Annotated in this window: 21 protein-coding genes; 14 read left to right on the forward strand and 7 right to left on the reverse strand. The window is 41.7% G+C overall.

Annotated elements, in window-relative coordinates:
• Positions 1-1,023: 1,023 nt before the first annotated feature.
• On the forward strand, positions 1,024-1,434 hold the full coding sequence (locus tag FNW02_RS17240) for an amino acid-binding protein (RefSeq protein WP_191758745.1): 411 nt from the start codon (positions 1,024-1,026) through the stop codon (positions 1,432-1,434).
• Between the two features lie 3 nt (positions 1,435-1,437).
• Complete coding sequence (locus tag FNW02_RS17245) at positions 1,438-2,601, forward strand: hypothetical protein (RefSeq protein WP_191758746.1); 1,164 nt, start codon at positions 1,438-1,440, stop codon at positions 2,599-2,601.
• A gap of 107 nt (positions 2,602-2,708) precedes the next feature.
• On the opposite strand, the gene FNW02_RS17250 is transcribed toward FNW02_RS17245, so the two are convergent.
• The 3 genes from FNW02_RS17250 to FNW02_RS17260 form a co-directional block, all read right to left on the reverse strand.
• The gene (locus FNW02_RS17250) at positions 2,709-4,295 is read right to left on the reverse strand and encodes a glucose-6-phosphate isomerase (RefSeq protein ID WP_191758747.1); all 1,587 of its coding nucleotides are present in this window, start codon (positions 4,293-4,295) and stop codon (positions 2,709-2,711) included.
• Positions 4,296-4,407: 112 nt separating this feature from the next.
• Positions 4,408-4,665 (reverse strand): cytotoxic translational repressor of toxin-antitoxin stability system, encoded by a 258-nt coding sequence (locus tag FNW02_RS17255; RefSeq protein WP_191758748.1) that lies wholly within the window; start codon positions 4,663-4,665, stop codon positions 4,408-4,410.
• A 45-nt stretch (positions 4,666-4,710) separates the two neighbouring features.
• Positions 4,711-4,908, reverse strand: coding sequence for a hypothetical protein (locus tag FNW02_RS17260; protein ID WP_162396960.1), 198 nt, complete (start codon positions 4,906-4,908; stop codon positions 4,711-4,713).
• Positions 4,909-5,135: 227 nt separating this feature from the next.
• Here FNW02_RS17260 and FNW02_RS17265 point away from each other — a divergent pair, with 227 nt between their 5' ends.
• The 4 genes from FNW02_RS17265 to FNW02_RS17280 all read left to right on the forward strand — a co-directional run bounded on the left by FNW02_RS17265 (position 5,136) and on the right by FNW02_RS17280 (position 10,123).
• Positions 5,136-6,269, forward strand: coding sequence for a branched-chain amino acid ABC transporter permease (locus FNW02_RS17265; protein WP_191758749.1), 1,134 nt, complete (start codon positions 5,136-5,138; stop codon positions 6,267-6,269).
• A complete protein-coding gene (locus tag FNW02_RS17270) occupies positions 6,259-7,041 on the forward strand; it encodes an ABC transporter ATP-binding protein (protein ID WP_191758750.1) in 783 nt (260 codons plus the stop codon). Before FNW02_RS17265 ends, FNW02_RS17270 begins: the two co-directional genes overlap by 11 nt.
• 163 nt (positions 7,042-7,204) lie before the next feature.
• Complete coding sequence (locus FNW02_RS17275; protein ID WP_191758751.1) at positions 7,205-8,074, forward strand: substrate-binding domain-containing protein; 870 nt, start codon at positions 7,205-7,207, stop codon at positions 8,072-8,074.
• A gap of 12 nt (positions 8,075-8,086) precedes the next feature.
• The gene (locus tag FNW02_RS17280; RefSeq protein WP_191758752.1) at positions 8,087-10,123 is read left to right on the forward strand and encodes a sensor histidine kinase; all 2,037 of its coding nucleotides are present in this window, start codon (positions 8,087-8,089) and stop codon (positions 10,121-10,123) included.
• Positions 10,124-10,157: 34 nt separating this feature from the next.
• Here FNW02_RS17280 and FNW02_RS17285 read toward each other — a convergent pair whose 3' ends face one another.
• The gene (locus FNW02_RS17285) at positions 10,158-10,748 is read right to left on the reverse strand and encodes a DUF2087 domain-containing protein (protein ID WP_191758753.1); all 591 of its coding nucleotides are present in this window, start codon (positions 10,746-10,748) and stop codon (positions 10,158-10,160) included.
• 172 nt (positions 10,749-10,920) lie between these two features.
• Between FNW02_RS17285 and FNW02_RS17290 the strand changes: the two genes are divergently transcribed.
• Positions 10,921-11,136, forward strand: a complete 216-nt coding sequence (locus tag FNW02_RS17290; protein ID WP_191758754.1) for a helix-turn-helix domain-containing protein — start codon at positions 10,921-10,923, stop codon at positions 11,134-11,136.
• Positions 11,137-11,692: 556 nt separating this feature from the next.
• Here FNW02_RS17290 and FNW02_RS17295 read toward each other — a convergent pair.
• Positions 11,693-12,979 carry a glutamyl-tRNA reductase gene (locus tag FNW02_RS17295; protein WP_191758755.1) on the reverse strand — a complete coding sequence of 429 codons (1,287 nt, stop codon included), beginning with the start codon at positions 12,977-12,979 and terminating at the stop codon, positions 11,693-11,695.
• A 253-nt stretch (positions 12,980-13,232) separates the two neighbouring features.
• Positions 13,233-14,270, reverse strand: coding sequence for a class II fructose-bisphosphatase (glpX, locus tag FNW02_RS17300; protein WP_191758756.1), 1,038 nt, complete (start codon positions 14,268-14,270; stop codon positions 13,233-13,235).
• A gap of 350 nt (positions 14,271-14,620) precedes the next feature.
• Here glpX and FNW02_RS17305 point away from each other — a divergent pair, with 350 nt between their 5' ends.
• From FNW02_RS17305 to FNW02_RS17320, 4 genes are all read left to right on the forward strand, one after another.
• Positions 14,621-15,193: a DUF981 family protein gene (locus FNW02_RS17305; protein WP_191758757.1), complete on the forward strand. Its 573-nt coding sequence runs from the start codon at positions 14,621-14,623 to the stop codon at positions 15,191-15,193.
• Positions 15,194-15,248: 55 nt separating this feature from the next.
• Complete coding sequence (gene grxC / locus FNW02_RS17310) at positions 15,249-15,563, forward strand: glutaredoxin 3 (protein ID WP_191758758.1); 315 nt, start codon at positions 15,249-15,251, stop codon at positions 15,561-15,563.
• Between the two features lie 244 nt (positions 15,564-15,807).
• The gene (tadA, locus tag FNW02_RS17315; protein WP_191758759.1) at positions 15,808-16,293 is read left to right on the forward strand and encodes a tRNA adenosine(34) deaminase TadA; all 486 of its coding nucleotides are present in this window, start codon (positions 15,808-15,810) and stop codon (positions 16,291-16,293) included.
• Positions 16,294-16,407: 114 nt separating this feature from the next.
• Positions 16,408-17,172 carry a lysophospholipid acyltransferase family protein gene (locus FNW02_RS17320; protein ID WP_191758760.1) on the forward strand — a complete coding sequence of 255 codons (765 nt, stop codon included), beginning with the start codon at positions 16,408-16,410 and terminating at the stop codon, positions 17,170-17,172.
• A 155-nt stretch (positions 17,173-17,327) separates the two neighbouring features.
• Here FNW02_RS17320 and FNW02_RS17325 read toward each other — a convergent pair whose 3' ends face one another.
• A complete protein-coding gene (locus tag FNW02_RS17325; RefSeq protein WP_191758761.1) occupies positions 17,328-19,430 on the reverse strand; it encodes a S8 family serine peptidase in 2,103 nt (700 codons plus the stop codon).
• 173 nt (positions 19,431-19,603) lie between these two features.
• Between FNW02_RS17325 and FNW02_RS17330 the strand changes: the two genes are divergently transcribed.
• The 3 genes from FNW02_RS17330 (at position 19,604) to grxD (ending at position 21,116) form a co-directional block, all read left to right on the forward strand.
• On the forward strand, positions 19,604-20,218 hold the full coding sequence (locus FNW02_RS17330; protein WP_191758858.1) for a hypothetical protein: 615 nt from the start codon (positions 19,604-19,606) through the stop codon (positions 20,216-20,218).
• A 220-nt stretch (positions 20,219-20,438) separates the two neighbouring features.
• Entirely contained in the window at positions 20,439-20,696 is a 258-nt protein-coding gene (locus tag FNW02_RS17335; RefSeq protein ID WP_162396946.1) for a BolA family protein, read from the forward strand.
• Between the two features lie 96 nt (positions 20,697-20,792).
• Positions 20,793-21,116 (forward strand): Grx4 family monothiol glutaredoxin, encoded by a 324-nt coding sequence (grxD, locus tag FNW02_RS17340; RefSeq protein WP_191758762.1) that lies wholly within the window; start codon positions 20,793-20,795, stop codon positions 21,114-21,116.
• The last annotated feature ends 557 nt before the right edge of the window (positions 21,117-21,673 follow it).

The raw sequence follows: 21,673 nt of genomic DNA on the forward strand, positions 1-21,673 counted from the left end.
CAGCCTCAAAGTAGAGAAGCCATGCCGTAAAGCCTGCGGCATGGCTTCGCTTAAGGCGAAGCCTCTCGTTCACGAAGTGTCTCCGATAGGAGAAGAGAAGGCTTTACGCTGCGCTATCCGTTGTGGGCAGTGGCGTGGAAACCCCCTTGGCGCTAGCCTCTCCCTTTGGGAGAAGACCGCGCTGGTTCCCCTTCAAAAGGGGGGAATTTATAAAGCCCCCTTTTGAAGGGGGTTGGGGGATCTGAGTGCGTAAGTTCTGGATTTTTATCGCTGTTAACACTCAATATCCAGAAAACTTGGTTTCCAATAATAGAAAACTGGTTAATTGAAAATTTTCTGGATAATCAAAGAATTTATTTGGTAATTGACAGGACTAAATGGCAGCGAAAAAATTTGATGATTAGTTTAATTTATGAGCAAAGAGCTATACCAGTATATTGGGAATTTATATCCAGATTGGGAAATAGTAATTTTGAGGAGCAATCAAAATTATTTTCTCAAGTACTAGCCATTATTCAATAAATATCAGACTGTTGTATTAGGAGATAGAGAATTTTGCTCTGTGATGTGAAATTGGCTAATTGCCTCAAGGAGCAAAAAGTACAGTTTTGTTTGAGATTAAAAAAAATGAATTTATTCAAAATAAAGACGAAATTTGGCACTCGCTTGATAGTTTAGGTTTAAAATCGGGTGTCTCTTGATTTTTACAAAACAATCTGGGCGAATGACGAGAAGACATAGTAGTTTTTATATTGGTTTATATAGTCAAACTTGGGTAAGTTTTATGGATAACTGTTGGTGTATTGTTCAAAAAATCATGAAATTAAATCGCAATAAGTTAGAGTATTATTTACGAGGTATAAGGGCTACGGAGCTTATTTTGTCTACGTTTTAGCTTTCATGTCGCCCCCGCAGTCTTTAGCCTTATTTTACAGGAAGGTAAAGGCGATCGCTGCCTCTAACTAAGATCACAGCAAAATGAGATAATTAAACAAGACCATAGGTCAAAGCCTTCTTTTATGTATGCACTTTAAAATTCAACGTCAACTGACAGTAGCACTGGAAAACTACCCTGGTCGCCTAGCTGCCGTCAGCACTACGATTGCCAAAGAGCGAATTAATATTGAAGCAATTTCTCTACTCGACAGCATAGACCAGGGTGTTATTCGCTTGGTAGCTAGCGATCCTACTAACTGTAAAGCCCTTTTGGTAAAAGAGGGATTCTACGTAATTGAGGCAGATGTTTTAGCCATTGAATTAACAGATAATCCAGGTCAACTAGCTTTATTGAGTCATGCTCTTGCGGCTGCCAAAATTAATATTGAATACATTTACGGGAGTAATGTCCAACCTGGTGAAAATATGCGCCTAATAATCAAAGTTTCCGATTTAAGCAAGGCTTGTCAAGTGCTTGCCGATCTAGCAGAGAATTGAGGTATGAGTTCCTTAATTTCAAATAGTATAGGAATTTTACCAACTGGAGCGTTAGGAGTTAGTTTTTTCTATCATTTAACAAAACAGCTAACGCAATTAGATGATCACGTCTATTTTATAGAGCGGCGAGGGTCTGTTAGTGCTGACTCATTAAAGCAGAGTGGTAAAATTGCGATCGCCACACCTCAAGGAATCCAATCTATCCCCACAGATACAATCCTCAAACCAGACTTGCTCACCTGCTATCGGTCTGGTTTTTTACCAGAAGTGGTTCTTGTCTGTCCCAACCCTGACCAACTCTTAAACGTAATTACCACCCTTGTAGAATTATTAGTGCTGATTGAAGAACAAGAAAAGCTATTGCAGCCAGCCACATCGTTTCCCTTATTTGTTTTCTGTTCTAATGGCATTTATTTTCAGCGGTTCCGACAAATTTTTATTGAAAAAATCGAAGAAGCAACACTTTTTGGACGTCTTCCAGACCTTTGGCCCTCTACAATGCCTCAAATAGTCTGTCGATTTCTGCGTGGGGTAACAATTCAAACTGGACTACGGGAAGGAAGCGGGTCTGAAACCATTTATCGACCAGGAGTGTCGAGAGGACGAACTCAAATTGCTGGGGGAGATGCTAGCACTAGGGAACGCTGCTGTCAGGTTTTGGCTGGAAGAGGAGGCTGGTTTGAAGAGGCTTCCTCTAGTTCCGCTACTCGCCTAGAATTTGATAAGGCATTGGTAAATCTCGTCTGCAATTTGCTGGGACAGATTTGGGCAATTGATTCTGGAGGGAATTTTAAAGCCTTAACAGTCAAAGACATTCTGGAATCTTCTCATGAAATCCGAATGCGCGAATTAGTCTATCAAGTATTTCGGGTTGGGCAAATGGTAAAAGTCTATGATTTGCAAGAAGATTTTGAGGTAATTTTCACTCAAGTTATAGAAACCTGTCGAGAACATGCTGACCATATTCCTTCTAGTTTGCAATGGCTGGATTTGAATTTGCGCCTCGGTACACTAAAACCTCAAATGACTCCTACAGAAGCTTGGTTAATAGAACCTTTGATTCGCTATGCCAAAGCTTCAGGTCTGAAAGATGCTGCCAATTACTTTCAAAAACTCAAGGCTGAACTGGTTGAGAAATTAACCTTGGCGACAGACCGAAACAGTTAAGCATCCCGATACCAAAGTTCGCACTTCAATACAAGGATGCTTAACCATACAAAATTGTTGCATTAACAACAATACTAAAACTCACTGCAATGTAAAATTTATGCCTATCAGCTAGCCGAAACTGTCAAGTTACTGGGTTGTCCCAAATGGCCTTGCAAAACTACACCCCGTTGATTGGCGTGCAGATGACGCAAAATCTTGTAAATTGCCTCAACTTGGTCAGATGCGCCAGCTTTGTCTGCGAGGTCGGCGATAGAAAGAGCAGTTTTTTCTTTTTGCAGCACTTTCACCACTCGTGTTTGCAAGTCAAGAATAGTGGCGGCAGCTTTTTTGCCAGCTTCTACCCCTGGTTGATGGTAGGCGTTGACGTTGACTAAGCTAGCATAGAAACCTACAGCACGCTCATACAAAGCAATTAGTGCCCCTACAGTTCGGGGGTTAACTTGGGGAATGGTGACTGTAATTGAATCACGATGATTTTCAAAAAGTGCTTGTCGGGTTCCTTGAAGAAAACCGGAAAGATAATCGCCTGACGTAACTCCCGGATCTATTTCAGGGGATGGGCCTTTATGATCTTCTAAAACTTCAACAAAGGTAGCAAAGAAATTCGCCACACCCTCACGCAACTGCTGCACGTAAGCGTGTTGATCTGTTGAGCCTTTGTTACCATAAACGGCGATGCCTTGATGGACTACGTTACCGTCTAAGTCTTTTTCTTTACCCAAGGATTCCATCACCAGCTGTTGCAAATAGCGACTGAATAAAAATAAGCTGTCCTTGTAAGGTAGGACAACCATATCTTTTTCACCTTTTCCATTGCCGGCAAAATACCAAGATAAAGCTAACAAGGCCGCTGGGTTATTTTTCACATCTGGGATGCGGGTAGCATCATCCATTTCTTTTGCGCCATCTAGCATGGCACGAACATCAATTCCCTGTAGTGCCGCTGGTACTAACCCTACAGCAGACATTTCTGAGGTGCGTCCTCCTACCCAGTCATACATGGGAAACCTGGCTAGCCAACCTTCAGCTTTGGCTATCTTATCTAGGTTGCTATCAACGCTGGTAATAGCTACCGCATAGTGAGAAAAGTCCAAATTTTGTCCCGCGTAGGCTTTTTTAACTTCAATCATGCCGATGCGGGGTTCCGGCGTCCCTCCAGATTTGGAAATTACCAATACCAAAGTGCTGGAGAGGTTATTTCGCAAATGAGTCAGAACGCGATCAATACCTGCGGGATCAGCATTGTCGATAAAGTGAATTTTCAGGGGCGGGAAATCAGGGGCGAGGGCTTCAGCGACGAATTGGGGGCCAAGAGCAGAACCACCAATGCCAATAGAAATAATATCGGTGAAGCGGCTTGCCCTGGGAGGATGAATAGCACCTGTTTGAACTTTTTCAGCAAAGGCTTCGATTTGTTCTAAGGTTTGGACAATTTCTTGTGTAAGCTCTGGAGTTGGCGCTAAATCAGGGTTTCGCAGCCAATAATGTCCAACCATGCGGTTCTCGTCGGGATTTGCGATCGCACCCTTCTCAAGTTCCGCCATATCCGCAAACGCCTTGTCAAACTTCGGCCGCAACGACTCCACGAAGGTATCATCGAACCGCATCCGACTTACATCTAAATACAGTCCCAATCCCTCGTGGAAATATAACCAATTTTGGTATCGTTGCCAAAGTGCCCTAGCATCCATAGGGAAATCTCAAGTAAAGTGTTTTCCAAAAACCAGTTTAATGTAAGGTTATAGCGATCCCTGCCTAGCCTTATACAGTTTACAGTTTTAAGTGTTCGCTTAACTCTCTAACCTAAACATCTGGCATAGGGATGACACGCAGAAATTTCACAATTTCGCCTCTAATTTCTATACCAATCAAATAATTATCTAGAGTAAAGCGGTGAAAAATCCGCTCACTATCAAGCTGTCGCAGTTCTTTGAGGCAATGCAGTTGACAGTTTTGAGCAAACTCGACAAATACAAAATCATACACCCGCTCGTAGGCAGCAGGTTCTAAATTTTTTAGGTCTAGCAAAAAAGACCTGGCATAGCGCACTTCCAGACTCACTAGGCGTTACCTTAAAAAATAGTGCTGACTAAAAGCGCTTCTTATTTAGAAAAACATTAACAGTCGGATCGCTTCATCATGGGTTAAGATGTCCCACGGTTGCTGCGATCGCTTGACTTGTTGTATGGCTTTCAGCATATAAAAGTCACAATGTAAAGCTTCGAGAACACTCCAAATGGTTTGCAAATCCTCATCGGCTAACTGCTCGATTAAATGATGCATCCTAAGTCGCAGCAAATTCATATGCAAATTATTACTTACAACCCAACACCAACAATAAATAGTATTCCCATAAAATCAGCAAGGTTTAACGGCGATACAGTACTATCCTGAAGCTAAGCTAAAATTTATTCGCCCAGGAGTGAGCAGGGGAGCAGGGGAGCAGAGGAGCAGGGGGGCAATAAATACTGACTCTTGACCCTTGACCAATAACAAATGACTAATGACTAATGACAAATAACTAAATTTATATGGTTGAATATCTCATTTTCTTAGCAATTTCTACAGCAATTTTTGCTTTATTCGGTCTGGGACTTAACTTGCAGTGGGGCTTTACAGGGTTAATTAACTTTGGTCATATCGCTTTTATGACGCTCGGTGCATATACAACCGTGTTATTAAGCTTAAAGGGCGTACCCCTACTAATATCGGCTGTGGTGGGGGCAATTGTCGCAGCTTTGTTGGGCTTGATAATTGGCTTCGCTACTCTGCGTTTACGAGAAGATTATCTAGCAATTGTCACTATTGGTGTTGGGGAACTAATTCGTTTGGTGGTGAATAATCAGGATTTACCTGTAGGTGACACCTGGACATCTGGGGCATTTGGCGTGCAAAGTTATCCCATACCGTTATCCACAGAACCAAATTTGTTTTTCAGATTTGTGATGATTGGACTTTTGACGCTACTAACTGGTGTAACTTTCTTTACCTTGTGGCGGTGGATTCGGACTGCTCAAATATCCAGAGTTGCTGATTCAACCAAAAAGACAGCTAGCAGGCAAGAATTATTATCACGCTTGGTAGTAGGAATTTTGTTCGCGCTTTTGGTAGCAGCGATTTATATTTCTGGGGTAATCTCACTATATAATTACACCCCAAAAGCGGGTTTAATGCTACTGTTGCTGTTAGTTTTAGCATTTGTATTTTGGCGATTAGAAATTTTGGTACGATCGCCTTGGGGTCGAGTTCTCAAAGCTATCCGCGAAGATGAAGAAATTCCCAAAGCATTGGGCAAAAACGTCTTTTGGTATAAATTACAATCTCTCATGCTTGGGGGTGCGATCGCAGGTATCGCTGGTGCTTTCTTTGCTTGGCAACTCAGCGCTATCTACCCGGATAATTTTCAACCGCAGCTCACCTTTGATACTTGGATTATGGTGATTTTAGGCGGTTCTGGTAATAATGTCGGCACTATCTTAGGCGCGGTGATTTACTTTGCTTACGATGCCATCACACGGGAAGTCTTGCCAAGATTTATTCCCCTTGATGAAGCACGTTTGGGTGCATTTCGCATCATGGTTATCGGTTTAATTTTGATGGTACTGATGATTTGGCGTCCTCAAGGTATCTTAGGGAAAAAGGAGGAACTTACCCTTGGTAAATAACCAGTCATCTCAACTTCCCCTGTTGGTAGCCACTGGACTTTGTAAAAGCTTTGGTGGTATCAAAGCAGTTAATGACGCAAAGATTGAAGTTACGAAAGGCAGTATCACGGGTTTGATTGGCCCTAATGGTGCTGGCAAAACTACTTTATTTAACTTACTCTCGAACTTCATTCGCCCAGATAAGGGACGAGTAATTTTTGACGGCGAACCTATTCACAACTTGCAAACATACCAAATCGCTCAGCAGGGTGTAGTACGTACCTTTCAGGTAGCCCGGACGCTCTCGCGGTTGTCGGTGTTAGAAAATATGCTGCTGGCGGCGCAAAAACAAACAGGTGAAAACTTTTGGCAAATGCAGTTGCAACCGCACATTGTTGCTAGAGAAGAAAAGCAGCTACAAGAGCGGGCTATGTTTTTGTTGGAATCAGTAGGATTGGCAAAAAAGGCACAGGACTATGCTGGTAGTTTGTCTGGCGGACAACGCAAGCTACTGGAAATAGGACGGGCGTTGATGACTAATCCTAAGTTAATTTTGTTGGATGAACCAGCAGCCGGCGTGAATCCAAGATTAATTGATGATATATGCGATCGCATTATCGCTTGGAACCGGATTGACGGTATGACTTTTCTGATTATTGAACACAATATGGATGTAATTATGTCTTTGTGCGATCGCGTTTGGGTACTTGCGGAAGGGCAAAATTTGGCTGACGGAACGCCAGCAGAAATTCAGACAAATCCGAAAGTTCTAGAGGCATATTTGGGAAAATAATTTGTGAGCTAAAAATATCTTTAAGAATAAAAACCATAGATACCCGACTTCTTTGAAAAGTCGGGTATCTTGTTTTTCATAGTTACATTTTATGATTATTCGGGAATATTAAGCTATGAAAGCTTAGACCGATTTCGGGTTTTAGATATTTGGAGATTTATTTATGAAGAAGATTCCTGAGTCAATGATCATTGGCATCATCATCTTTGGGCTTTGTAGTTGTAACTCAGTTAAATCGACTGAACTGAAAGATTCTAGTTCAGTTACCAGCCAAGCTGATTCTCAAGCCCAAACGATCATCAAAATTGGTGGTTCTAGTTCAACAGTAACAGTTTTAAAACTTTTAGCACAAGCGTATCAATCCCAACACAAAACTGTCACAATTGAGTTTATCTCCACTAGTCAATCTGAAGGAGCGATCGCAGCCCTGAAAAACGATATTATTGATATCGCTAGCAGCAGCCACAAACTCAAATCAGAAGAAGAGAACGTTAAAATTCAATATCGTGAACTGGCACAAGATTTATTACTTGTCGCCACCCACAACAGTGTTAAAGGTGTTACCAACTTATCAACCAAGCAATTAAAATCAATTTACAAAGGTGACATCACAAATTGGCGAGAATTAGGCGGTGCTAATGCAGACATTATAGTCTTGGATAGACCCGAAGACGAGTCTGCGAAAAAGTTATTGCGAAAATATTATTTGGGAGAAGAAAAGACTACAACTAAAGCTGTGATTTTGAACAAAGAGGGAGAATTGATCGAAACCTTACAAAGTACTCCTAATTCTATCGGCGCTTTTTCTTTGGCATCTTCCATCATCAATCAATCAACTGTTAATCGTCTTAGTCTCAATGGTGTTGCTCCTAAAGTGCAAAACTTTACCAATGGTCAATACAAAATGGTGCGTCATATAGGTATCCTCTGGGACAAAGCACCTTCAGCAGCTACTCAGGGTTTTATTGATTTTATCTTTGGCTCTGAAGGTGAAAAACTACTACAAAAATATAGCTTTGTTCCTGCTAAATAAATTGAGTCTGTCATGAAAAAATTTTTCAGGGGGCTGAGACTTAGCCAAAAGATTGTTCTACCGATGCTTGCAGTTTGTCTGAGCGTCTTCATGCTGGGCTTAATAGTGCTAGGAAATTGGTTTACCGATAGTTTGCAGCAGAATTTTCGTCAAGAAATTGGAAGTTTTGCTGAACGAGTTTATCAGGATTTTCAATATGAACAGCAAACCTTAGAAACTGAAATCGAACTTATTGCTAATCGAGATCTGCTGAATCAGGCTGTTAAACAACGTGATCAAGGTTTGCTTTTGCAAATATTGCTACCACTCAAATCTATTTTGAAATTGGATTGGATTAAGGTAATTGATACTCAGGGTAATATTCTCGTAGATTTACGAAACAACTCTTTGAGTCAAGCCAAGTTCTTAGACGCAGTAATTACCACCACTGCTAGTAGAGGAGCGCATTTAGTTGATTTAGTAGATGTAGAAGGTGGGGAACAGGTTCTCGAAGTAGTAACAAATGGGATTAAATCATCAGCAGGACTCTTAGGAGGAATCATCATCGGTCGTTTAATAGACGATACTCTACTGCAAAAAATTGCTGCTGGTTCCTCCAAATACTTGATTGTCCACAGACAAAATCGTGTAGTTGCAACAACCTTTTTGGCAGCAATCAAGGGGAAAAATTGGCAATTTCCTCCTCCTAATCTATCAGCTACACGAATCACTATTGACAACAAAAACTATTTAGCCAAAAGTATTGTTTTTACAGGGGCAAGTCAGTCTTTAACAACCACAGTTCTGTATCCTATCTCGCTGTTAGAGATTGCTCAATCTAATTTATGGAAGCATTTAGGACTGTTGTTTTTATTGGGAAGCAGTATTGTGGTAATTATTGGGTTTTTAATTGCACAAAATATTACTTGTTATTTACAAGCTGTTACACAAGTGGCACAACGAGTCACCCAAGAATCTAATTTTGATCTCCAAGCTCCGGTAACAACTGAAGACGAGATTGGAATTTTAGCCATTTCTTTTAACCAGTTAATTCAACAGGTAAAGCAACTGTTAGCAGAACAATATGAAGCGAATCAAAAGCTAGAGATTTACAGCCAAACTTTAGAAGAAAAAATAGAAGAACGCACGCAAGCACTGCGACAAAAAAATCTTGATCTCAAGTACACTTTACAAGAACTTAGGCGTACTCAGTCCCAATTAATCCAGAACGAAAAAATGTCTTCTTTGGGACAGTTGGTTGCTGGTATTGCTCATGAAATTAACAATCCAGTTAATTTCATCTACGGCAATCTCAAGCATACTGACGATTACACTCAACAGTTATTGTGGCTACTTCAACTTTATCAAAAGTATTACCCCTACCCAGAACCAGAAATTCAAAATGCTAAACAAGAAGCTGATATTGAATATTTAACAGAAGATTTGCCTAAAATTTTGAGTTCCATGAAGATTGGAGCCAATCGTATCCGGGAAATTGTCCTCAGTTTACGAATCTTCTCTCGTTTGGATGAAGCCGAATTTAAAACAGCTGATTTGCATGAAGGGATTGACAGTACTTTGTTAATTTTACAACACCGTCTCAAATCAGAAGGCAACCGCCCTAAAATTACCGTGATTAAAGAATATGGTGAAATCCCTAAAATCCAGTGCTTTGCAGGACAATTGAATCAGGTATTTATGAACATCTTGGCAAATGCCATCGATGCTTTGGAAGAGGCTTTTCAAAAGGGGCTATGTCCAGAACCTATAATTCGTATTTCTTCAGCCCAGGTAAATGAAAATGCCGTTATTCATATTGCTGATAATGGAATAGGGATTCCAGAAGCAATCCAGTCACATCTATTTGACCCCTTTTTCACGACTAAACCTGTTGGAAAAGGTACTGGTATGGGATTATCAATTAGCTACCAAATTATTACTGAAAAACATGGTGGCTCATTACGGTGCATTTCATCACCTGGACAGGGTACAGAGTTTGTAATTGCAATCCCGATTCGAGAAGTCGGAACTGCCGCTTTTGAAAACTCTCAGCGGAGACTTCCGACCTAAACGTTTGCCAAAAGGCTTGCGTTCGCCCTTGGCGTCACACCTCTGTCATCCGCCAATAAACCCCATTCTCTCGCTGGATTAACTGATAGCCAATCAACTCCCGTCGTAGGGTAGCGTAGTCAGGATGATAGCGCTTGAGAATGTCATTCACCGTACGTTCTGGATACTGAATCCCAATTTCAAATTTATTTGCTAACCACCTGAGAATTACTAAGCGTTTTTTGCGACTAGCGGGAATTTCTTTGAGGCGTTGGATGGAGTCCTTGTCGGAAACATCGCCCTCGAAATAGTTTTTCAAGACTTTGCTTTCCCAGGCTTCAGTATCTACATCTTCAATCAAAGATGCAATTTGCTCTGGCGTGAAAATTTCTTTGCTGATGCTTTGTAAAGCATCACTGTCTAATTGGTAGAGGCGGCTATTACCTTCAGGGCGCATAGTTACTAAATTCAGCTCTTTGAGTCTCGCCAGATGATGAGATACCGTCGGTTCCTTGAGTTGTAGTAGCACCGCCAATTCTTCGACGCTGCATTCCTGATTTGCCAGGATACCTACAATCTTCAATCTGCTCTCGTCTGCCAAAGCTTTGAAAAATCGCAGCAGGGTCTGAAATTGTTCCTTCTTCATAATTTGTTATAATTAGATTTGATCCCAATCTAATTAGAAAGAAATCAAATTAGTGCTGCTGTCCTCCTCTGACACAGCATTAAGTTATCTTAGACAAATTTGAGTTAATGATAATTTTTAGGTTTTTTTCGTAAAAGATTGAGATTTCTTAAGTTGTTCTTTACATTTCGCCATGATATATCCCTCATCAGTTAGTAGAAGAAGAGGGAGTACCCTCAGACAGGGGACTTCACTTGTAGAAGCAGCCAGATTCTTGGGTGTAGACCAAAGCACCTTGTACATGGCTGTACAAAAAGGACAAATTCCCACTAGTAGAAGTAATGGACGGACTGTAATTAGTCAAGGCGCTTTAATGGACTATCAAGCTAGAACAAGACCATTGTTATAAGCGATTGAAATTTCACTGATTAAAAATTCAAAATTTCATCATTGCTGAGTAGATAAGATGTGGGATGTCTATCTTGAAAAGTGACGCCCCTTTCTTACAAAGTTCAGATGTCTCTGACAAGCTGCCCTCCGGGCGTATACGGCAGAAACCGCTGCTCTGCTTTTGCACAGCGTCGCTCTAAGCGTACCCGTACGGGGAACTGAGCTACCGCGCAGCCTCTCGTAGAGAAGGCTTTACGTTTCGCTAACAGATGCCTACGGCGGAAAACGACGTGATACACTTTTCGCTAAGACGGGCTACGCCTACGTACTCACTACTGTTATCTTTAACTTGAAGATATCAGCAAAATTTGTCCTCCTCTATTACTTTGTATTCGACCACTGAGGAGGTTTCAGTAGTGCTGAGCAATGATTGCTCAGCACTTTTCAGTAAATATCTAACTTTCGCAAACTACAAAATTTCTACTGTTAGGTGCAAAGTTAAATTAAAAACACACACTTATAACAGCAGCAAAACTCAATTTTAAATTTTGAATTTATCCGAATCTCAAATTGATTTAACTAAACTGTTCCCCTGCATCTAAGTTAAATAACATTTGCAAGGTTTGCATACAGCGCCGTCTTGCCTCTACATCTTGCTGCGATCGCAACTGTACCATCGGATCATGTAAAATTTTATTCACAATTCCCCTGGTTAATGCTTCGATCACCTCTTGATGTTTGTCAGCAAATTCTGAACCCAATCTTGACAAAGCTTTTTCTAATTCTTGTTCGCGGATAGTTTCAATTTTGTTCCGCAGACAGCTGATAGTAGTGACCGTTTCTAGACTGCGCCACCAAATATCAAAGGCTTCCACCTCTTCATCTAAAAGTCTTTCTGCTTCTTGAGCCATTTTCCGGCGGCTTTCGTAGTTTTGCGCCACTACCGCCTTCAAATCATCCACATTGAACGCCTGTACATTTACCAGTTCATTCACATCTCCATGAACATTACGAGGTACAGAAATATCAAATAACATTAGAGAACGCTGAGGTTCTAATACCATTTCCAACTTGGCACGGTCAAGTATTGGTTCTGTAGCAGAAGTACTTGTAAATACTAAGTCACTATCGGCAATCACTGTCATCATTTCCGATAGCAAATGAGTTTGGATAGGTTGTTCGGGGAAATGCTTTGTTAACTCCTGGGCACGTTCACGAGAGCGATTTACAATACTAATTTGCACAGCACCTTTAGAAAGCAAGTGTTGCACTAACAAGCGTGACATTTTACCAGCACCCAGGATTGCCACTCGACAAGCTGCTAAATTTGCTACTTTTATCTGCGCCAACTCTACAGCTGCCGAACTAATAGAGACTGCGCCAGTGCCAATACTGGTTTCGGTACGAACCCGCTTGCCAGCTGTCAGCGCTTGTTTAAATAATCGATTCAAAATGGTTTTTATACCGTTATATTGCTGTCCCAGTTTGTGAGTATTTTTTACCTGAGCCAGAATTTGACCTTCTCCGAGTACCAAACTATCTAAGCCAGCTGCTACCCGCATGATATGCATCACTGCATCATCATGTAGCAACATAAACAAATGTTGTCGTAGAGCAAGCACAGGTAATTTGCTGTGTTCTGAAAGAAACTGGGTAACTTCTCTGATACCTTGATCTGTTTCACTAGTAACAATGTAAATTTCCAGCCGATTACAAGTACTAAGGATTGCGACTTCTTCAATATGAGGATAGCTGGTTAGATGAGCGATCGCGCTTTCAGTTTGTGGTTCTGGAATGCTCAGCTTTTCCCGGACTTCAACTGGGGCTGTTTTATGGCTTAACCCCACCACTGCTATATTCATTTGCTAAATCGTAGTTACTAATTGGTAGTTGGGAATAAAGAATGGGGAACTCAGGGGGCCCCTCTAGGGATAAGGGGTAATGGGGAAATTATTGTTTGTTGCTTGTAACAACCAACAAACAACAATTAATTACTAACTAATAACTACTAACTACTGTAGGGGTGAAGTATTTGGGTGACTATTTTTCGGTTTGATCGAAAGAATTTTTTCCAAATGCTTCGTCCCTACTTTTACCATTCCCCATCCCCAAAAATTAGTTCAGTTGGAGAGTCTTTGGTTCGTTAAACATATGGATTGTATCGACAAAGCGAGCAGTTTTAGATTGGTTGGAAATTACCAAGCTTTCAGTTCTTGCTCCGCCCTTGAAGAAACGCACACCTTGCATTAGATTACCAGTAGTAATTCCGCTAGCAGCGAACAAAATAGTTTCGCCAGATGCCAATTCATGAGCATCATAGACCTTATCGGGGTCATTGATATTCATAGACTTTAAACGGTCAATGTTAGCTTGTTTGCTTTCTCCAATCAGACCTGTTTTTACGACTTCTGGATCGTAAATCAGTTGACCTTGGAAGTGTCCACCCAAAGCACGCATTGCTGCTGCGGAGATTACACCTTCAGGAGCAGCACCGATACCCATCAACCCGTGGATATTAGTTCCGGCAAAACCGCAGGATATAGCTGCACCCACATCACCATCGGAAATCAGTTGTACTCTTGCTCCAGCCTCACGGATTTCTTTAATTAAATCATTATGGCGATCGCGCTTCATTACCACGATCACAAGTTCTTCAATAGAGCGCTCTAGACACTCGGAAAGAATCTTGAGGTTTTCGGTAGCTGACTTGTTGATGTCTACCTTGCCTTTAGCTGCTGGAGGTGCTGCTAACTTCTTCATGTAAAAGTCTGGAGCAGCAAATAATCCACCCTTTTCAGAAATTGCTAAGACAGCCATCGAACCAGGTTGTCCATAAGCTACTAAGTTAGTACCTTCACAGGGGTCAACAGCAATGTCAATCTCGATTAATTCATCGGGATTACAATAGTTTTTGGCATCTGGTTGAGTACATATACCGACTTCTTCCCCAATGTAAAGCATAGGGGCGTCATCGCGTTCGCCTTCTCCAATGACAATGCGACCGCGCATATAGATTTTATTCATCCGCTCCCGCATGGCTTCCACTGCTACTTGGTCAGCAGTGTTTTTTTCGCCTTTACCCATCCACTTTGCGGATGCGATCGCTGCTTGCTCTACGACTTCAATAATCTCTAACCCAAGTGTATTTTCCACAGAGTCTGCCCCCTTAACTGCTTGTCTTCGCGTCTTTTTATCTGGCTATTTCAGTTTTCAAGTCTACCAAAGGGCGGATACACGTGGAGGAAAGTTAAGTTTTACTGCTAACTGGTTAAAAAAGTGCCAGTTGCAACTTCATTATTTCCGCTCATCTTATTCCAGCATATAGCATGGTCAGTGCTGAGTGCTGAGTGCTGAATATATTTAGCGCTTAGTGCTGTTTCGGTTAAAAATATCACTTTGTTTTAGCATTAAGTTTATTTGTGGTTCTAAATAATAGAGCCAAGAAAGCTGGTAAGTTCAGTCAAAACATTAGACCAACTTAGAAAAATATCAAGAAGTTAATCATGTTTATTGACTACATCACACTAATGTTGATCAATATGGTAGCCGGGTTAGTTTTATTGGCTGACTATGTGAATCGTGGAATAGATAGCCCTAATCAAAAACAATGGATTCCTGGATTTGGGATAACAGGCGCGCTCGCATTGACAACTGGTTTACACATGATCTTCACCTGGCCAGTTACCGGTAGCTTTAATATTACTTTTGGGGAAACGAGTGTTCTCTTTGGGATTTTATTTGTTGCAGCGGCGATCGCTCTCTCCCAAAGTTGGGATTTGCTGACAATAGCAATTTACGCCTTCTTTGCTGGTTTAGTTGCGATCGTGCTAGGTATACGTATCATCAACTTGAACTTAACAAGGCAACCACTTTTGTCAGGAATCGGGTTTATTCTCACTGGGTTAGGTGGTGTCTGTGCTGCACCAACTCTCTATTGGAAAACGAACCGAACTTGGCGACTAATTGGTGCAGCCGTGCTGATAGTAGCCGCTCTCATTTGGGCATTCACTGGATATTTGGCTTACTGGAATCATCTAGAGAGTTTTGGGAAGTGGGTTCCAGCCCCAATGCGTTAACCAATGCCAGCAATGATCTAGGCTAGAGATAGTTAAAATCTCTTTTAAGATAAATATGCTGGACTTTCTTAATCCCCTCTTAAATCGCCATCCAGAGCGCGTTAAAGCCAATGTCGAAATTTATACTTGGCAAACTTGCCCTTACTGTATCCGCGCTAAACTACTGCTGTGGTGGAAAGGTGCAAACTTCACCGAATACAAAATTGACGGCGACGAAGCAGCCAGAGCTAAAATGGCAGAACGTGCTAACGGACGCCGTACTGTACCACAAATTTTCATCAATCAGCAGCATATTGGTGGCTGTGATGATCTCTATCAGCTAGATACACAAGGACAACTCGATTTCATGTTAGCCCAAGCCATTATTTAGACAATTAGCTCACTTTTACAGGCTTGGTAATATTAGCCCCAGACTTTCAGTCTGCGGGCTATTTGGTTGCAAAAATTCAGTTTTACCCAAAATTTATCGTAGTTCTTAATTTATTGCGATACACTCTCGCAAGGTAAATTGAAAATTCGGATACAACTCAGATATTTAGAATATCTTTGTCTCCTATCTCCTGTCTCCTATCTTCTTTGCCAGTGTATTTTACTCATCTAATAGCTATAAAAATATGTTAACAAAATACACAGAATATCTTATACATAAAAAATGGATGAGTCGTGCCCTAGAATTGGCACAAGCAGCAGGTAATGCAGGTGAAGTTCCTGTTGGTGCTGTTATTATTGATTCAACTGGATATTTGCTAGCTGAAGGAGAAAACAGAAAAGAACGTGACAAAGACCCTACAGCTCATGCTGAAATTCTTGCTATTAAGACAGCTGCTACAACTTTACAAAATTGGCGTCTTAATGAATGCACCCTCTATGTAACTCTAGAACCTTGTCCAATGTGTGCAGGCGCTATCGTACAGGCGCGTCTAGGATTGCTTGTATATGGAGTGGACGATCCAAAAACTGGTTCAATTCGTACAGTTACTAATATTCCTGACAGCGCCGCTTCTAATCACCGCCTACAGGTAATTGGAGGCATTCTAGAGTCAGCTTGTCGTCGGCAATTGCAAGCCTGGTTTGCTACTAGGAGACATAAAAGAAGTTAAGGACAGCAGTAAAACTGTCCAGCTGGTACGACACAATTCATGCAAGAAAATCTACGGTGTAACTAATCAGGCTTTTCGTTAAATCTTACCCGTCAATCAGCTGCCACCGTCATCATGGATCACTCTTCATCCGATATTTGTCAGTACACACCAGCGAAGACTCCAGAAAATTCTCAGGTGGCTCCTACTACCTCAAGGGTTTCTCCTTGGTTAAGTCCTCTGGCGTATTTACTGGGGCGTCACTGCCTACTACCATTATTCTTTGGCCGAATTAGCATAACCGGACAAAAAAATATTCCCACGACTGGCCCTGTTATTCTCGCTCCTACACATCGGGCGCGTTGGGATGCATTGCTCGTACCTTATGCTGCTACTGATTGTGTGAGAGGAAAAGACTTGCGGTTCATGGTAACTATTACTGAATGCCAAGGATTGCAAGGCTGGTTTGTCCGACGTTTGGGGGGGTTTCCTGTAGATATTCAACATCCGTCAATCCGCACCCTGCGACACGGAGTTGAGCTACTTCAGCAGAAAAAAGCCTTAGTGATTTTTCCAGAAGGCGGGATTTATCGTGATGGTAAAGTTCACCCTTTGAAGTCGGGAATTGCTCGTCTTGCTTTAAGTGCTGAGTCTAGTCACTCAGGATTAGGAGTAAAAATTATACCCATTAGCATCAACTACAGCCAGCCATATCCTAGTTGGGGTACAAGTGTGAACATTCATATTGGCTCGGCAATAGAAGTAGGAGATTACATCAATGGCTCCATCAAACAAAATGCTAAACATCTCACGGCTGATTTAGCAAAGGCGCTGCAACAATTAAGTCATCAAGAATCAGAAATTACCAGTCATCAAACAGTGCTGAGTAATGAGTGCTGAGTACTGAGTAATCAGCAACTAAAGGAAAACGGCTTTTTACTATGAAGCTATCGAATTTATTTGTGGATAAAAAAAGTATTTGTAGAAATGCTTAATTCTTGACTTGTCCTTTGCTAATAACAAAGGACAAATGACCAATGACCAATGACCATTGACTAAATACCCAAAGTTAATTCCCAAGTATTTAGTTTCCCGACATCTTGTGGTACGTAGTCAATTACCCACAATTGCCAGTTTCCTTGAGATGATAAGGATAACATCTGCTTGAGGGCTGGGTGCGATCGCACTGTATAAGTTGTTTGTAAACTAGTACGGCGTCCTAAAATACGACTTTGCAACAAGACTCGTCCATTATTGGGGGCAATTAAATAAATTTCTAAATCACCTAAAAAATCGTGAGTAAGGTTAATTTTTACCTGAATATCCCTAACTGAACCAGTATCAGAAATTGCGATCGCACTTTTTACCCCTTGTCGGTCATTATCTGGAATCGCTACTTGGTTATAATTAGCTCCCTGTACTTGTTTAGTAGCATTTGATGTGGCTGCACGCTGCTGCTGCGCTGCTTGTACTGCTCTAGCTGCATTCGCTTTGCCATAACCAAACCACTGGCAATGACCATTACCATCGTAAGTACCTTCACGCAAACCCAGTTGCGGGTCAGGGTCAGGATCAACAATTTTATCAGCGGTGTCTTGGAGGATACGTTTAACTTGTTGGGCAGTTAAGTCAGAGTTTACTGACAAAACCAGGGCTGCTACGCCCGCAACTACAGGAGTAGCACTGGAAGTACCGCCGAAGTTGTCGGTAAAGTTGCTTGGGTCGTAGCCAGCGGCTCCTAGTTGGTCAGTAGTGAACACACCTAGCCCAGAAAGGAAAGTGGCGATCGCGGGTTGTGTATAAACAAAACCTGTTTCCTGAAACGATATACCTGGTGGAGCATTGTTACTAGGAGCACATACCGAAATATTAGTTCCCCAATTGCTGTAAGCAGCTTTCTTATTCAAGCTGGTTGAGGCAGCAATAGCAATCACATCAGGATGTACCGTAAAACCACTTAACCAATTCGTATTACCTTGTAAAATATTTTTTGGCCAATTCCGTTCATTCACAGTACCGTTAACTGGGCGGTTGGCATTTCCCGCAGCAAATAAAATCACACAACCTTTGCCATTGCGCCCTTTGGTGGCGGCGCGGGTGATAGCAGCGCGTTGACGCAAAGACAGGGGAAAATAAACAGCAGATGCTCCCCAACTGCAAGAAATGACACTGGCTCCCTTTTCGATTGCCCAGTTGAATATATCCTCAACTGACTGATCATCCAAAAACCCCGTGCTGCGAATCGGCATCAACGCACAACCAGGAGCAACTCCTACAATTCCCGTACCATTTTCTTCAGCAAGTGCTATTCCCGCACAGGCTGTACCGTGACTAGCTTCCTCTTCATCAGGTAAGGGTAAAAAGTCATTTTCCTTCAAGTCTCTAGGGGCGACTATTTTCCCATTACCTTGAAAATCTGGATGATTCAAATCAAAAGAATCATCTACCACAGCCACAATGACAGAACGTATACCGCGAGTGATATCCCAAGCTTTTTCTATAGAAATATGGGAACCCGTGGCTAACTGTTTCCCGCCGTTGTGGTTGAGATACCATTGCTGAGGATAGAGTGAATCGCGGGGTTGGTAATGGGTTTCACTTTGCACCAAAATATTAGGCTCAGCAGCTAAAACCTCTGGGAGTCCTTGCAACTGGTTGGTGATTTTGATCGGGTTTTCTGTCGCTTGTTTGCTGACGAGAAACACGAAAGCATTAGGAAGGCCTAGAATTGGTCTTTCTTGGACTAAGCTAAATGTGCTAGCTATGGCATTAATGCTGTCAGCATCCACTGATGAGGCAAATTGAATTGTAATTTGGTCATTTAGATAAACGAAAGTCCCAGGATTATCCTTGATTTTGTAAACATGACTAGCAAAGGCAACATTTTCGGCAGCGCGTGCTTGAGACATCGCCACCTCTAACTGGTTTGGTGCAACTGTGAATAGTTCTAGCCGTGCTTGGGGAATACTGCGCTGCCAAATACCCCAACTAACCTGAGATAATTGTTGGGGAGGAAAATCGGTAGCCGGACGGACGGTGAAGCGGTCTAAGACCTTTTCTAAAATCAACTCTTCACCACCACGTTGTAAAACTACACCCAAGCTGCTTGCTGGTATACCTATGGTTGGAAAATCGGAGGAATTAATGCGATCGCTCATAGGGACGATTTTAGTTAATTAGTATACACAGGCAATGGGAACTCTATAAAACCGATTTTCAGTCTAAATCAAAGAAACTTAGGATGTGGCTTTGCTTTGTTCAAGACGAAAACAAAGGTAAGATACCCGAAGTTTCCATACCTTTCTATATAGTTGTCACACTAATTGACCCCATGAACTTTGCTGCCATTCCCTTGATGCGCTCCACTGCCTTATCAGTCATCGCAATCCTCAGCCTACTATCATCTGTCAGTGCTCAGGTAACACAGCTACCAGGTACTACCGGACAACCACAACCCATTGACCCCAACGCTCCCAATAATCTGCGTCCCGTAACCCAAAATAACAGCCTTTTGAGCATTGAAGGAGGCGATCGCCTGATGAAAGATGCCGAACAAGCTGTTTCTACCCAAAACTATCCTCTAGCGGCCAAGAAACTTCAAGAAGCACGTCAGGTTTATAATCAGCTATCTAATTTTTATCAAGAGCTAAACTCCAGTTTTTCTGGAATTGACAATAGAGTTTCCGATTCCCAACGTCAAAAAGCGCTGTCAACTGCCCAAAAGCGAGATGAAGCCACTTATCAGCTAGCATTGGTACATCGGGCGCAAAATCAACCGGAATTAGCCGTACCGTTACTGATTCAAATTGTTAAGAGTCAAAACCCAACGCGGGATTTAGGCAAGAAAGCCTACCAGCAATTATTAGAGTTAGGTTTTGTAGATGCTCCCTACCCCAGACAAGGCGGTAGTTCATCTTCCTCAACCCCAACAAAAAAAGCAAATTAAATTTCTGTTGGTTCTTTCTCCTCTCCCCCATCTTCCTAAACGTAGCTTTGGACTAACCCAATGCTAGGATGAGATTATCTCCTACAAGGTCAACCCAGCGTTCTCAAAATATACGCGTTAAAAGCGCGTTTCTCCTCAGCCTTGCCAAAACCTGAAGTTGGCAAAGGCATCTGCTCTATATCTGTTAATAATAGAAAAGTAAGTTTTTTCAGGAATTGCGATGATTAGTCCGCAACAGGTTGAAGCAATGATCAAGGCGGAACTGCCAGACGCGCAAGTTCAGGTACAAGACTTGACTGGTGGTGGTGATCACTATCAGGTGACAGTAGTTTCATCGCACTTTGCAGGTAAAGGGCTAGTGCAACAGCACCAATTAGTTTATGGTGCGTTGGGGCAAGCTATGTCAACCGAAGCGATACATGCTTTGGCCGTAAAAACATATACACCTGAAGCTTGGCAGGCAACAGCCGCTTCGTAAAATTAAGAGTTAAGAGTTATGAATTGTTAACTCCTCACTCCGCAACGCAGTGGCTCCACCTCACTCTATTAATGCAGAACAGGAAACAGAAAAATCATGACACCAGAACTCAAAGAAAAAATTGACAACTTATTAGAACAAAATAAGATCATGGTCTTCATGAAGGGAAATAAGTTGATGCCCCAGTGTGGATTCTCCAACAATGTTGTGCAGATTCTCAATACTTTGGGAGTCCCCTTCGAGACGGTTGACGTTCTATCTGACTCTGAAATTCGTCAGGGGATTAAAGAGTATTCCAACTGGCCGACAATTCCCCAAGTGTATATTGATGGTCAATTCGTTGGCGGTTCAGATATCCTGATTGAACTATATCAAAAAGGCGAATTGCAGCAATTAGTAGAAGTAGCACTAGCTTCGTAACCCTCTTTTTTGTAGCAAACTAGAGCTTATACTACCGATTTTGTTCTAGTTCCAGTTGCGTAAAATATAGTTTTTTCGTAGGGGCGCAACAATGTTCCCCACTGCATATTATTGTCGTTCCCAGTCTTCGACTGGGAATGCTCATTTAAAGGCTCCCGCCTTTAGCTCAAATGCCTGTTATGATGTGTATCTAGCATTTCCAGGTTTTTCTCCGAAAACGATATTTAGCTTAAATGATGTGGCTTTAAATTGGGATGTGAGCATACGCTTACTTAGAAAATAATGGCATTGTTTATGTAAGAAACAAAGAAATGAATGCTACGCCAGTATTATATAGAAAACTTTGCTCCATACACGCTTTGACTTCGCAACTATGATGAGCGATCGCAACATTAACCAATATCTCGCTTGAAGCCGACGTTAAAACAATCTAAAAGACTCATCAAACTTCATATAAATTTTTATTTTTATATATTTATTTATAAATTAAATTAAACCTAATCAAGCCAGCAGTAATTATAAAATTTATCCTATTATTTTGTCATTAAAAATATTTA

This window comes from Komarekiella delphini-convector SJRDD-AB1, assembly GCF_014831675.1.
Taxonomy (GTDB): domain Bacteria; phylum Cyanobacteriota; class Cyanobacteriia; order Cyanobacteriales; family Nostocaceae; genus Komarekiella.